The sequence below is a fragment of the Mesocryomonas lacus genome (assembly GCF_055730105.2).
Genome location: NZ_JBUZWF020000001.1, coordinates 752,712 through 766,996 on the forward strand (window position 1 = coordinate 752,712; position 14,285 = coordinate 766,996).

10 protein-coding genes are annotated in these 14,285 nt (G+C 68.8%); 9 read left to right on the forward strand and 1 reads right to left on the reverse strand.

What is annotated here, in order from left to right; all coding sequences use genetic code 11:
- Positions 1-21: 21 nt before the first annotated feature.
- A complete protein-coding gene (locus ACZLZQ_RS03460; protein ID WP_472948174.1) occupies positions 22-1,764 on the reverse strand; it encodes an alkaline phosphatase in 1,743 nt (580 codons plus the stop codon).
- 250 nt (positions 1,765-2,014) lie between these two features.
- Between ACZLZQ_RS03460 and ACZLZQ_RS03465 the strand changes: the two genes are divergently transcribed.
- The 9 genes from ACZLZQ_RS03465 to ACZLZQ_RS03505 are packed head-to-tail and all read left to right on the forward strand — an operon-like array spanning position 2,015 to position 14,170.
- Positions 2,015-3,214, forward strand: coding sequence for a glycosyltransferase family protein (locus ACZLZQ_RS03465; RefSeq protein WP_472948175.1), 1,200 nt, complete (start codon positions 2,015-2,017; stop codon positions 3,212-3,214).
- Positions 3,215-3,218: 4 nt separating this feature from the next.
- Positions 3,219-4,499 (forward strand): glycosyltransferase, encoded by a 1,281-nt coding sequence (locus ACZLZQ_RS03470; RefSeq protein WP_472948176.1) that lies wholly within the window; start codon positions 3,219-3,221, stop codon positions 4,497-4,499.
- Positions 4,496-5,656, forward strand: a complete 1,161-nt coding sequence (locus ACZLZQ_RS03475) for a glycosyltransferase family 4 protein (protein WP_472948177.1) — start codon at positions 4,496-4,498, stop codon at positions 5,654-5,656. Before ACZLZQ_RS03470 ends, ACZLZQ_RS03475 begins: the two co-directional genes overlap by 4 nt.
- Positions 5,653-6,303, forward strand: a complete 651-nt coding sequence (locus ACZLZQ_RS03480) for a histidine phosphatase family protein (RefSeq protein ID WP_472948178.1) — start codon at positions 5,653-5,655, stop codon at positions 6,301-6,303. Before ACZLZQ_RS03475 ends, ACZLZQ_RS03480 begins: the two co-directional genes overlap by 4 nt.
- Positions 6,304-6,313: 10 nt before the next feature.
- On the forward strand, positions 6,314-7,498 hold the full coding sequence (locus tag ACZLZQ_RS03485; protein WP_472948179.1) for a glycosyltransferase family protein: 1,185 nt from the start codon (positions 6,314-6,316) through the stop codon (positions 7,496-7,498).
- Positions 7,495-8,259 (forward strand): polysaccharide deacetylase family protein, encoded by a 765-nt coding sequence (locus tag ACZLZQ_RS03490; protein ID WP_472948180.1) that lies wholly within the window; start codon positions 7,495-7,497, stop codon positions 8,257-8,259. The genes ACZLZQ_RS03485 and ACZLZQ_RS03490 overlap by 4 nt, the downstream gene beginning before the upstream one ends.
- A gap of 15 nt (positions 8,260-8,274) precedes the next feature.
- Positions 8,275-10,950 (forward strand): dipeptide ABC transporter ATP-binding protein, encoded by a 2,676-nt coding sequence (locus tag ACZLZQ_RS03495; protein WP_472948181.1) that lies wholly within the window; start codon positions 8,275-8,277, stop codon positions 10,948-10,950.
- Positions 10,947-12,209 (forward strand): FkbM family methyltransferase, encoded by a 1,263-nt coding sequence (locus ACZLZQ_RS03500; RefSeq protein WP_472948182.1) that lies wholly within the window; start codon positions 10,947-10,949, stop codon positions 12,207-12,209. The genes ACZLZQ_RS03495 and ACZLZQ_RS03500 overlap by 4 nt, the downstream gene beginning before the upstream one ends.
- Before the next feature lie 2 nt (positions 12,210-12,211).
- Positions 12,212-14,170: an ABC transporter substrate-binding protein gene (locus ACZLZQ_RS03505; RefSeq protein WP_472948183.1), complete on the forward strand. Its 1,959-nt coding sequence runs from the start codon at positions 12,212-12,214 to the stop codon at positions 14,168-14,170.
- The last annotated feature ends 115 nt before the right edge of the window (positions 14,171-14,285 follow it).

Sequence of the window (14,285 nt, forward strand, 5' to 3'; positions counted from 1 at the left end):
CCTTGCGCCTGGCGTTGGAGATTACGGCTTCGCCGGGGCGAGGGCCAGGGCGTCGACGAGGACGCGGTAGACGTCGCTCTCCTCCATGTAGCCCTTGAAGTCTTCCGAGCCGGGGCCAGCCGACTGCAGCACGACGTCGTCGACGGCATGGACGCCGCTGTCGCCCTCGCGCGGGATGTTGCCGGTGACGAGCACGGCGCCCGGCACGTCCTTGTAGGCCTCGTTGGCGACGTATTCCTTCTTCTCGTTCTGGATGGCCGGCACGAACGGGCCATCGAGCTTCGGACGGAAGGTCTCGTAGTGGTCAGGGCCGTTATTGGCGGCGAGGAAGAGGCGACGGGAGACGTCGGCCTTGTCGGGATAGCCGTCGCCGTTCTCGTCGGTGTAGTTCGGGAAGCCGGCGGCGGCGTAGGTGCCGACCTTCTCGCGCATGTCGGTGCCCGGCTTGTCGTCGTCGACGGTGCCGATGATCGAGACGCCGTGGGTGTGGTCGCCGGTGACGACGATCAGCGTGTCGGGATGGGTCTTCTGGAACGCGCGGGCGACGCCGACAGCCTGGTCGAGCTCGATCGTGTCGAACACGGCGCGGTCCCAATCCAGCGGATGCGACATCTTGTCGATGTTGGCGCCTTCCACCATCAGGAAGAAGCCCTCGGGATTCTTCGAGAGTTCGCCGAGCGCGGCCTTGGTCATGTCGACGAGGCCTGGCTGGTCGGGGAACTTGCCGACGGTGCCCTTCTTCAGGAACTCGCGGTCGAGGGTGGAGTCCATGTTGCCGGTGTGGAACAGGCCGAGGATGTGGCCGGTATTGGTTGAGGTCGCGGTGGCGAGGCCGGCCTTGTCGGTGGCGAGGGTGTAGCCGGCATCCTGGAACAGCTTGATGTAGTCCTTGTCGTCTTTGCGCTTGGAGCCCGGGGTCTCCTTGGCGAGGAAATAGGCCGAGCCGCCGCCGAGGACGACCTCGGGCTTGACGTCGAGCAGCATGCCGACGATTTCGGCCTTGTCGGCGCGCTTGCGGGTGTGGGCGACGACGGCGGCCGGCGTCGCATCCTCGATCTCGGCCGGCGAGACGATGCCGATCGACTTCTTGGTGGTGCGGCGCAGCGCCTCGGCCAGGGTCTCGACCTTCGGGTCGTCGAAGCTGTCCTTGGTGCGGTCAGCATAGACGCCGATGGCGTTCACGGCGGTCTTGTGACCGGTCATGTAGGCCGACATCGTGTTGGCGCTGTCGGTGTCGACGGCATCGGTCGCCGACGTGCCGATGAAGGCCATCCGGTCGAGGTCGTCCATGTTCAGGCGGCCGTTCGCCTTGCCCTCGGTCATGCCCTTGGACATGATCCGGGCGGCGGTGCGGTGCGCGACGGACAGGCCGTCGCCGAGGAGGAAGATGACGTTCTTCGCCTTGGCCGTGGCCGGCGTGGCGTAGACGGTCCAGATCACGGTCTTGGTCTCGTCGCCGGCCTTGGCGATCACGGTGTAGTCACCGGCCTTGGCGATCGACGCGCCGCGGATCAGGACGGCGGAGGCTTCGACGCCCGCTTCCTTCTCGGTGAACGACACGTCCTTGCCAAGGACGCTGGCGGCTGGCTCGCCGTTGATCGTCACGGTGACGTCTTCGGCCTTCACCGCCTTGTCGAACTCGACCTTCATGTCGAAGGGCGCGCCGGCCATCACCGTCGCACGGTCGAGCGGGTAGACGGTCGTGGCGTCGGCAGCGCCGACCAAAGCGGTGGAGGCGGCAAGCAAGGCCAGAAGCGTGCGCATGGCGGGTGTCCCGTTCTTGGTGAGGTCGGACTTCAGCTAGGCCCTTCGCATGTCAGGCGCGTGACACCCGGACACGGCAGGTTTCCCCCATCCCGGTGGCCGGTGGCTCTTCGGCAGCCAAGCGTGCTCCAGGCCCCGGCACGAAGTTCCCTGGGGGCTCGCTTGCAAATTCCGGCCAATGGCGGGATAGGTTGCCGCAGTGAAACCGCCGCCCGCACTTGTGCGCGCTCCGCCAACTGGATGACCTCGGATGACCGGTAAGCGGCTTCTCATCTACAGTCACGATTCCTATGGTCTCGGTCATCTCCGGCGCTGCCAGACGATCGCCAACCATCTCTCGTCCTTGCACGAGGATCTGTCGGTGCTGATCATCTCGGGCTCGCCGGTGGTCGGCTCGTTCGACCTGCACCCGCGCGTCGACTTCATCCGCGTGCCCGGCATCGTCAAGCTCGACAACAACAACTACGCCCCGACCGCCCTCGGCATCTCGACCGAGGACCTGATGGAGATCCGCTCCGTTATCATCCTCGAGACCGCCAAGCGCTACAAGCCGGACATCTTCCTCGTCGACAAGGAGCCGCTCGGCCTGAAGGGCGAGGTGCGCGACAGCCTGACCTACCTCAAGGCCAACGGCACCAAGAACATCCTCGGCATCCGCGAGGTGATGGATGACCCGGCGCGGCTGCGCGAGGAATGGGAGCGCAAGGGCGCGACCGAGGCGGTCGACACGCTCTACGACGAGATCTGGGTCTACGGGCCGAAAGTGGTCTACGAGCCGCTCGACGGCGTCGGCCTTGCCGACAAGACCATGGAGCGGATGCGCTATACCGGCTATCTCCGGCGCGCCATCGGCGCCTTCTCGGACGAGACGCCGGAAGAAGAGCCCTACATCCTCGTCACCGCCGGCGGCGGCAATGACGGCGACGTCATGATCGACTGGCTGATCTCGGCCTATGAGGCCGATCCGAGCCTGCCGCACCGGGCGAAGATCGTCTTTGGACCCTTCCTGTCGAGCGACGAGCGCACCGGCTTCCGCGACCGGATCGCGAAACTCGACCGGATCCAGGCGATCAACTTCCACACCAACATGGAAGCCATGGTCGACGGCGCCGCAGGGCTTGTGACCATGGGCGGCTACAACACGTTCTGCGAGATCCTCTCCTTCGACAAGCCGGCGCTGATCGTGCCGCGCACGCATCCGCGGCTCGAGCAGTACATCCGCGCGAGCCGTGCGCAGGAACTCGGCCTCGCGCGCCTGCTGCTGGCGAACGGCGACAATGCCGCCGCGCGGATGGCGGCGGCGCTGCACGCCTTGCCCGCGCAGCCCCGGCCTTCCGCGGCGCAGATTCCCTGCCTGCTCGCCGGGCTGGAGCAGATCGAGGTGCTGTTCTCGGCCTCGATCGCCGAGCAGCGGACGGCGCGTCCGGCCCTGATCGACAGCCACGGCTGACCGGATGCAGACCAGCCGACCGCGGGTCGCGATCGTCCTCAAGGGCTATCCGCGGCTGTCCGAGACCTTCATCGCGCAGGAAATCCTCGGCCTGAAGCGCTTAGGCCTGCCGCTCAGCCTCGTCTCGCTGCGCTTTCCGACCGACGACCGCGAGCACCCCGTGCACCGCGAGATCGACGAGGTGCCGCGCTATCTGCCGGAATATCTCTATCAGGAGCCGCTGCGCGTCCTGAGGGGATGGCGCATCGCCCGAAAACTGCCGGGCTATGGCGCGGCGTTCCGGAAATTCATTGCCGATTTCCGCCGCGACCCGACGCCCAACCGCGGCCGGCGTTTCGGCCAGGCGCTGGTGATGGCGGCCGAACTCCCTGACGATACCGGGCTGATCTACGTCCATTTCCTCCACACGCCGGGCTCGGTCGCCCGCTATGCGGCCGAGATGCGCGGCTTGCCCTTCGCGGTCTCGGCGCATGCCAAGGACATCTGGACGCTCAACGACTGGGAGAAGCGCGAAAAACTCGCCGACTGCGCCTGGCTGGTTACCTGCACGCAGGCGAACGCCGATCACCTGCAGGCGCTGGCGCCCGACCCTTCGCGGGTCGAGCTGGTCTATCACGGGCTCGACTTCGCCCGCTTTCCACCGGGCGGGACGCCGGCAGAGGCACTGGACGAAGCCCCACGCGACGGCAGCGATCCGGCACGGCCAGTCCGGCTCCTCACCGTCGGCCGGCTGGTCGACAAGAAGGGCTATCGCGGCCTGTTCGAGGCGCTGGCGCTGCTGCCGCCGGGGCTCGCCTTTACGCTCTCGATCGTCGGCGGTGGCCCGATGAAGGACGAGCTGCGCGCGCTGGCCGAGCGTCTCGGCCTCGCCGACCGCATCCGCTGGCTGGGGACGCTGGCGCAGGCGGAGATTCTCGGCCTCTACCGCGACAGCGACCTCTTCGTTCTCAACTGCCGCGTCTCCGACGACGGCGACCGCGACGGCTTGCCGAACGTCCTGATGGAAGCTCAAAGCCAGGGCCTCCTCTGCGTCTCGACGAAAGTCTCGGCGGTGCCCGAACTGATCGTCGACGGCGAGACCGGGCTGCTGGTCGAGCCCGATGCGCCCGCCGCCTTCGCCGACGCAGTCGCCCGTGCCGCCCGGGACCCCGCTTTGCGGCGCCGGCTCGGCGAGGCCGGCCGGGCGCGGGTAACCGGGCATTTCGGCTATTCGGAAGGGATCGCCGCGATCTACCGGCGAATCATGGCGACCCTCCGGCGGGAGCCGACCGGGCCCCGGCGATGAGGATCGCGTTCTACGCGCCGATGAAGCCGCCGACCGGGGCGGTGCCGTCGGGCGATCTCCGGGTGGCGCGGCTGCTGGTCGAGGCGCTGCGGCGCGGCGGCGCGACGGTCGATCTCGCCTCGGCGTTCCGCAGCTACGACCGCGGCGACGCCGTACGCCAAGCGCGGCTGCAGCGGCTCGGCGCAGCGCTGGCGAAGCGGCTGATCACCCGCTACCGCGCCGACCCGGCGACGCGGCCGGACCTCTGGTTCACCTACCACCTCTACCACAAGGCGCCGGACCATCTCGGGCCCATCGTGGCGGCGGCGCTCGGCATTCCCTACGTAGTCGCCGAGGCCTCGCATGCGCCGAAACAGGCGGGAGGACGCTGGGACACCGGCTACCGTGCCGCCGGAAGTGCGATCGCCGTGGCCGACCGGATCTACTGCCTGAACCCAGCCGACGCCGCTTGCCTCCTGCCGCTGGTGCGCGATCCCGGCGTGCTGGCGCCGCTGCCCCTGTTCATCGACACCGCCCCGTTCCGGCGCGACGCCGCGGCCCGGCAGGCGGCGCGGGCGGCGCTCGCCGCCGAGTTCGGCCTCGATCCGGCGGTGCCTCTGCTGCTGACGGTCGCGATGATGCGCGAGGACCAGAAGCTTGCCTCCTACCGCGTGCTCGCCGAGGCGCTGGCGGGGCTCGTCGCCAGCCCGTGGAACCTCGTCGTCGTCGGCGCCGGCCCAGCGGAGGCCTCGGTGCGGCAGTCGATGGCGGGCCTTCCCGTGCATTTCGCCGGCCTCCGGCAAGGCCAGGCGCTGCGGGACGCCTATGCCGGGGCCGACCTCTTCGTCTGGCCGGCGGTGAAGGAGGCGGTCGGGCTCGTCTTCCTCGAGGCCGCCGCGTCGGGGCTCGCCGTCGTCGCCGGGCGGTCGGGCGGCATCGACACCCTCCTCGACGACGGCGTGAGTGGCCTGATCGTCCCCGCCGGCGATGCGGTGGCGACCCGGGCGGCACTGGCGCGGCTGCTCGCCGATCCCGCCGCTGCCCGGCGCATGGGCGAGGCCGCCGCGCTCCGGGCCAAGGCGCTGAACGACACCGACGCCGCCAGCCGCTTCCTGCGCGAGGACCTTGCCGGCCTCGTCGCCGGGCAAGCGGAAACGCCTTGGACCCCCTCGGCATGACCGAGTTCCTGATCCTGCGCCATGCGCCGACCGCCTGGAACGCCGAGAAGCGGATCCAGGGGCGCACCGACGTGCCGCTCTCGGCCGAGGGCCTGGCACTCGCGCGCCGGTGGCGGGTGCCGGCCTTTGCGCGCGGCTGGGCTTGCCGGACCAGCCCGCTCGCCCGCGCCGTCGCCACCGCCGCGGCGATGGGGCTCGCTCCCTCCCCGCTCGACGCCTTGATCGAGATGGACTGGGGCTCGCTCGAGGGGCGACGGCTCGCGGACATCCGGGCGGAGGGCGGCGCGGCCTTTGCGGCGGAGGAGGCGAAAGGGCTCGACTTCCGCCCCGGCGGCGGCGAGAGCCCGCGCGAGGTCGGCCTGCGGGCGCTGGCGGGGCTCGCCGCGCTGACCTCTCCGACGGTGGTGGTGACGCACAAGGGCGTGCTGCGGGCGCTCTTCGCCATCGCCACGGGCTGGGACATGCGGGCGAAGGCGCCAATGCGGCTCGCGGACGGCTGCGCGCATCATTTCCGCCTCGACGCCATCGGCCGCCTCCATCTCGTCGCGGCCGGCATCGCGCTTGCACCGTCGATCCCCGCGCCCTATCCGGGGGACGCGGAAAGCGGTCCGGGAACGGCGACAACAGATCCGGAGACGGACCGATGAGGGGCGCGAAGTGAAAATCCTGTTCTACGTCCAGCATCTCCTCGGCATCGGCCACCTCAAGCGCGCCGCCGCCATTGCCGCGGCGATGGCTGAGGCCGGGCTCGACGTGACCGTGGCGCATGGCGGCGAACCCGTGCCGGAAGTGACCTATCCCGGCGCTCGGCTCGTCCAGCTGCCGCCGGCGACGATCCGCGACGAGGCCTTCTCGACCCTCGTCGATGCCGAGGGGCGGGATGTCGACGATGCCTGGCGCGAGCGGCGGCGCGATGCTCTGCTTGGCCTCGCCCGGACGCTGCGGCCGGACGTCGTGCTGTTCGAGCTTTACCCCTTCGGCCGCCGGCAGTTCCGCTTCGAGCTGCTGCCGCTGATCGAGGAGGTGTCGTCCTTCAGCCCGCGACCGGCACTCCTCTCCTCGGTGCGCGACATCCTCGTGCGGTCATCGAAGCCCGGGCGCGAGGAGGAGACCGCCCGGCTGGTGGCCGAGCATTTCGACGCCGTTCTGGTGCACGGCGACCCCGCCTTCGCGGAATTCGGCGACAGTTTTGGAGAGGTGGCTGAGATAGCCGACAAGCTGCACTACACCGGCTATGTCAGCGCCGCGATCGGCTCGCCCGTCCCCGGCGCCAGCGCCGAGACCGTTGGCGCCGGCGAAATCCTCGTCTCGGCCGGCGGCGGCAGCGTCGGCATGCCCTTGATGCGGGCCGCCCTCGCCGCCCGGCCACGCAGCCAGGCGCATGGGCTGGACTGGCGCCTTTTGACCGGCCCGCGGCTGCCCGACGCCGATTTTGCCGAGGTCGAGGCGGAGGCCGCGCGGGCAGAAAAGGACGGCGGCGGCGCCGTCGTGGTCGAACGGTTCCGCGCCGACTTCACGCAGATCCTGCCGCGGGCAGCGCTCTCGATCTCGCAAGGCGGCTACAACACCACCATCGACCTCCTGCGCGCCGGCGTGCCGGCGGTTATCGTGCCCTATGGCGGCGATGCCGAGACCGAGCAGGCCGACCGCGCGCGGCGGCTGGAAGAGCGCGGCTATCTCCACGTCCTGCCGGAAAGCGCGCTGGACCGGCTCGCCCAAACGATCGACGCGGCGCTGGCCGACGCGCCGCGGCGGCGGGCGATGGCCCCGGTCGACTTCGCGCTCGACGGCGCCGCCACCACCGCGCGTCTCGTCGCGGAAGTTGCGGGAAAACGGAAATGACGGGGGGACCGCTCTGGACTCAGTTGCGGGATGCGCTCTCCCGTCTCGGCGAGGATGGCCGGCCGGTGGATTTCTGGCTGCGCGACGACGATGCGGTGGCGCCGACGCCGGCGCTCGACCGGCTGATCGCGGTCGCCGGCGACGTGCCGCTGGCCCTGGCGGTGATCCCGGCCCATGCCGAGCCGGCGCTGGCCGAGCGGCTGAACGGGCTGCCGGGCGTGACGGTGCTCCAGCATGGCTATTCGCACGCCAACCACGGCGCGGCGGGCGCCAAGAAATGCGAGCTCGGCGCTGATCGCCCGACCGCCGACGTGCTGACTGAGCTTGCCGAAGGGCGCCGGCGGCTGGCCGGCTTCACCGGTGTCGCCGACATGCTGGTGCCGCCCTGGAACCGGATCGGTTCGGACGTCGTGGCGGGCCTGCCGGCGCTCGGTTTCGCCGCGCTCTCGGTCTATGGCGACCGGACTGCGCGCGGCGATGGTCTGCCCCGGATCAACACCCATGTCGACCCGGTGGACTGGCGCGGCACCCGCGGCTTCCTCGGCGAGGAGACGGTGCTCGGCATGCTGCTGGCGCGGCTCGGGCGGCTGGCGGACGGCACGGCGGAGCGGGACGAGCCGACCGGCATCCTCACCCATCATCTCGTCCACGACGCGGAAGGCTTCGGCTTTCTCGAGATTCTTTTGCCGGCAATCGCGGAACATCCCGCCTGTCGCTGGCAATCGGCGAAAACACTGCTAGGTCTTGAGACAACACGCTAAATTGTCTGGGGCACCATGACCGATCTGCTGCGCGTCGAAGACCTCACCGTCGAATTCCAGACCATGGCGGGCAAGACGCGGGCCGTGAACGGGCTGAGCTTTCGCGTCGAGGCGGGCAAGACGGTCGCCATCGTCGGCGAATCCGGGTCCGGCAAGTCGGTGACGGCGCAGGCGATCATGGGCCTGTTGCCGCCGATCGCGCGGCGCCTCGACGGCCGTATCCTGTTCAACGACGGCGCCAAGGGCGGCATCGACCTCGCCTCGCTCGGCCAGAAGTCCGAGGCCTTCGCGAAAATCCGTGGCGGGCGGATTTCGATGATCTTTCAGGAGCCGACGACCTCGCTCTCGGCCTTCCATACCATCGGCGACCAGATCGGCGAGGTGTTGAAGATCCACCGCGGCGCCGACGACAAGGTGGCGCGCCGGGCGAGCATCGACGCGCTCGCCTCGGTCGGCTTTCCGGATCCCGAGCGCAAGGTCGACGCCTATCCGTTCGAGCTCTCGGGCGGGCTCTGCCAGCGCGCGATGATCGCCATGGCGATGATCTGCAAGCCGGCGCTGCTGATCGCCGACGAGCCGACGACCGCGCTCGACGTGACGGTGCAGGCTGAGATCATGAAGCTGATGCGCCAGCTGCAGGACAAGGACGGCACCGCCATCCTCCTCATCGCGCACGATCTCGGCGTCGTCGCCAACATGGCCGACGAGATGGTGGTGGTGCACCATGGCAAGGTGATGGAAAGCGGCACCGCCGAGGACCTCTTCGCCGAGCCCCGCCACCCCTACCTCAAGGCCTTGCTGAAGGCCGTGCCGCGCTTCGATATGGAGCCGGGCGAGCGGCTGATGCCGATCCGCGAGATCAAGGTCGACATGGCGAGCGCCGCCGGGCGCCGCAAGCAGGCGGCCCCCGAGGCCGGTTCTGAGGAGGTGCTGCTGAAGGTCCGCGACGTCTCCAAGGGCTTCAGCAACCGCAGCGAGACGCGCTGGCTCGGCAAGAAGCAGCAGGCGCTGTCGATGGCGGTCAACGCCGTCAGCCTCGACATCCGCCGCGGCGAGTGCCTTGGCCTCGTCGGCGAGAGCGGTTGCGGGAAGACGACGCTGTCGAAGATCATCGTCCGCTCGGAGACCGCCGATGCCGGGACGGTGGAGATGCGCGAGACGCCGGGCGCCGGGAGCGCGGCGATGATCGATGTGCTGACGCTCGATGGCGAGCGGCTGCGCGACTGGCGCACGCGGGTGCAATACGTTTTCCAGAACCCTTATTCCGCGCTTAACCCGCGGATGACGGTGCTCAGCATCCTGTCGGAGCCGCTGGTGATCCACGGCATCGGCGATGCCAAGAGCCGCAAGGCGCGGGTCAGCGAACTGCTGCGGCTCGTCGGGCTCGACGACACCCACATGAACCGCTACCCGCATTCCTTCTCCGGCGGCCAGCGCCAGCGGCTCGGCATCGCCCGGGCGCTGGCGCTGGAGCCGGAACTGATCATCTTCGACGAGCCGGTCTCGGCGCTCGACGTGTCGATCCAGGCGCAGATCCTGAACCTTCTGCGCGACCTCAAATCGGCGCTGGGGCTGACCTACCTCTTCATCTCGCACAACCTCGCCGTGGTCGACTATCTCGCCGACCGGATCGCCGTAATGGCGGCGGGGCGCATCGTCGAGCTTGCCCCGCGCGAGGCGCTGTTCCGCGAGCCGCTGCATCCCTATACCCGCGCGCTGATCTCCGCCGTGCCGCAGCCCGACCCGAACCACCGGCTCGACTTCGACAAGATCAGCCTCGAGCGCCAGTCGAACCCGGCAATCTGGGGGGCACCGTTTGCCGCGGACGCTGCGAACGGCGAGCCGCATTTGATCCCCGCGGGCGACGACCACTACATCCGCGCCCACAGCGTGCCGAAACGGCTGGACCTCGGCGGACGCACGCTAGAAGAGCACGCCGAGATCGAGAAGGCGCTCGCCACCGATCCGAAGGGCAGCGACACGGTGAACCTCGATTTCGCCAGCGGCTTGCTGGACGGCTGGAGCGTCCGGCGTCTGGCCGGCCCGCACTCCGCCGTGGTGCAGAGCGAGGTCGTGCGCAGCGGCACACATGCCTGCCGCTTCGAGTTGCGGCCGGGCGATCATGTCAGCCAGGGCCTGCGCGCCGAGCTGCGCGACTGGTACAACCCGCCCTTCGATCGGGACATCTGGTACAGCTTTTCGACCTTCCTGCCGCCGGAATTCCAGCCGCCAGCTGGCACCGGCGTGGTGCTGGCGCAATGGCACGACCAAGCCGCGCTCGGCGATCCCGCCGGCAAGCCGCCGCTGGCGCTGCGCTACCTCGACGGCACGCTGCGCTTCACCGGTGCCTTCGCCGAGGTCGCGTCGTCGGATCCCGAAAAGCGCTACGTGTTCCACGAGATCCCGGCCGTCGCGCATGGCAGCTGGTTGGATTTCGTCTTCCGAATCCGCTGGTCGCGCCACGGCACGTCCTCGATCTCCGCTTTTCTCGGCGGCAAGCTGCTGTTCGAGTTCGACGGGCCGCTCGGCTACCGCAACGAGGTGAAAGCGCCCTATTTCAAGCTCGGCGTCTATGCCAGCGGGCCGATCGACGCGCCGCTCATCGCCTATCACGACAACTATCGCCGCGGTTTCGGCCCCGAGGCGGTCGGCGCGGACGGGATTCCGGCGCGCGCAGCCGAGCCGGCATGAGCCGTCTGGCCGTCTTCGCCGAGATTTTGAGCCCTGCCGACGGGACCGGCAGTTACAGGGCGTTGTGCCACGGCGGGTTTAAGGACGTTGTGCTGCTGGCGGCGATCGACGGTTCCGATCCGTTGGATCGGCTGCGGCAGGCTTGCAGCGGCGCACGTGCCGAGGGCTGCGACTGGATGATCGCGCCGTCGCTGGGGGAGACGCTCCGCCCCGACGCGCTGGCGATCGCCGCGCCTGCGCTCACGCCCTATCGCGCCATCTTCGGTGGGGTCGCGGTGGCCGGCAGCGGCGATGCTGTCTGGCGGCCGTCGCGCCTCGCCTTCGACGAGCCCGAGCGGCTGGGGCATGCCTTGCTGCACTGGTGGATCGGCGAGACGCACTTCGTCCGCGTCGCGGAAGCGGAGACGATCCTCGCGGAGCTCCCGGCCGAGGCCGACTGGCTCGACTATCTCTTCGCGCTCTGGGCCAAGATCCCGGCGATCAAGCTCGCGCAGCCGCTGACCACCGTCACTGCTGCGCCGGCGCTGGCGGGCCCCGCTCTGCGCGCGGCGGTCATCCGGCGGCTCGCGGCCGATCCCGTGCTGCTGCCGGTGCGTTTCGGGCGCGAGACCTATCTCTTGCCCTATACCGGCGAGAACGCCGGCATCGAGCGCGACCAGACCCGCGGCGACTTCTTCGAGGCAGAAGAACTGCACGCTTTGATGCGCCGGGTCGCGCCGGGCAGCCGGATCGTTGACGTCGGCGCCAATACCGGCAACCACACGGTGTTCTTCGCCGGCCCGATGCGGGCGGCCTCGGTGCTGCCGTTCGAGCCTTTGCCCGACGTCGCCGCGATCCTGCGGCGGGCGGTGGCGGCCAACCATCTCTCGAACGTCGACCTGTCGCAGCTCGGCATCGGCCTGTCGGACGGGCCCGGCCGGGTCAATGCCGTGCGCTCCGAGCGCGGTGGGCTGGGCGCCTCGCGCCTCGTCGACGACCCCGCGGGCGAGATCCCGGTGATGCGCCTCGACGATGCCTTGACGAAAGGCGTGGACTTTCTGAAGATCGACGTCGAATCCATGGAGATGCGCGTGCTGGCCGGTGCGGAAGCGACGATTGCGCGCGAACGGCCGCTGATCTTCATCGAGATCGCCAATGACAATACACTGGCTTTCTTTGAATGGATGACGCTACGGAACTATCGGGTCGAGCGAATCTTCTCCGACAAGGGCCATTCCAACTATTTGATCGCCCCACGGGGCGACAGACGAGGGAATTGACGATGTTCTTCGCGCCATCCCCATCCCGTACGAGGCGCCTGTGCGTCGCGGCGCTCGGCGCCCTCACCGCCGCGCTCCTGTCGGCGACGGCTTTTGCCGCCGACATGAAGGAGCAGCCGGTCTTCGCCGAGAAAGTCGCGGCCAAGGAACTGCCGCCGATCACCGAGCGCGTACCGGCCGAGCCGCTGGTGGTCGACATGGCCGCGCGCGGCGCGACCCAAGGCGAGTACGGCGGCACGCTACGGCTGGTCGAGGGACAGGCCAAGGATACACGGCGTATGGTGGTCTACGGCTATGCCCGGCTTGCCGGCTATACGCCCGAACAGGAGATCGTGCCCGACATCGCCCGAGCCATCGACGTCGAGGAAGGCCGGATCTTCACCATCCACCTGCGCAAGGGCCACCGTTGGTCGGATGGCGAGCCCTTTACCGCCGACGACTTCCGCTATTACTGGGAAGACATCGTCAACAATCCCGAGATGAGCGCCAAGGGGCCGCCGCGGGAGCTGATGGTCGACGGAAAGCCGCCGACCGTGACCTTCATCGACGACGTCACGATTCGCTATGAATGGGCAAAACCCAATCCCTATTTCCTGCCGGCGCTGGCCGGCGCGCAGCCCTTGGACATCTATCGCCCCGCCCACTACCTCAAGAAATTCCACAAGAAATACGCCAATCCGGAGAAGCTGGCGGCGCTCGTCGAAAAGAAGGGCCAGCGCAACTGGGTGGCGCTGCACTTCAAGTACGACCAGTCCTACAAGAACGCCAATCCCGACCTGCCCTCGCTGCAGCCCTGGGTGCTGGCGACCGAGCCGCCGTCGGACCGCTTCATCTTCGCCCGCAACCCCTATTTCCACCGCGTCGACACCGCCGGGCACCAGTTGCCCTATATCGACGAGGTCGCCATGACGATCGCGAGTTCGCGCCTGGTGCCGGCCAAGACCGGCGCCGGCGAGGCGGACTTGCAGGCGAGCTATCTGTCCTTCGGCAACTACGCCTTCCTGAAGCAGGCGGCGCCCCGGCACGACTACCAGGTCCGCCGTTGGAAGAACGGCAAGGGCGCACAGGTGGCGCTCTACCCGAACCTCAACTGCGAGGATCCGGAATGGCGCAAGCTGTTCCAGAACAGCGACTTCCGCCGCGCTCTGTCGATCGGCTTCAACCGCGAGGATATCAACCAGGCGATCTATTACGGGTTGGCGCTGCCGATCACCGACACCGTGCTGCCGGGCTCGCCGCTCTACGATGAGGCACGCACCAAGAAATGGGCGAGCTATGATCCCGACAAGGCGAACGCCTTGCTCGACGGGCTCGGCCTGACCGAGAAGGATTCCGGCGGCATCCGCATGCTGCCCGATGGACGCCAGATGATGATCGTCGTCGAGACGGCGGGCGAGGACCTCGAGCAGATCGACGTGCTCGGGCTGATTGCCGAGGACTATCGCAAGATCGGCATCAAGATTCTCGCCAAGCCGACCGAGCGCGACACGCTCTCGCGCCGCCTTGGCTCCGGCGCGACGCTGATGTCGGTGTGGACCGGCATGGAGAACGCCTATCCGACGCCGGACAGCGATCCCGGCGAGATGGCCGCGACCAATTCCGAGCAGAACGAGTGGCCGCTCTGGGGCCAGTACTACGAGACCAAGGGCTCGATGGGCCAGGCGCCCGACCTGCCGGCGGTGCAGCAGTTGCTGTCGCTGAACAGCACCTGGAAGGTGACGCTGGACGAGGGGGCGAAGGCCGCGATCTGGAAGCGGATGCTGGACATCAGCGCCGACGAGGCCTTCCGCATCGGCATTGTCTCGGGCGTCGACCAGGTGGTGGTGGTGTCGAACAAGCTGCAGAACGTGCCGCAGACGGCGATCTACAACTTCAACCCGGGGGCGTTCTTCGGCGTCTACCGACCGGACACCTTCTACTTCGGCGACGGCCAGCAGCAGCAGGCCGCCGCGACGCCCTGAGGGCGCCCTGTAGATCCGGCAGCAGGCCGGGCACGAGACTGGAAGCCCCGACGATCGCGGGGCTTCTTCGCACCCTTCGCGTTCAGGCTACGGCATGACGCCCTCCTGAAACGGC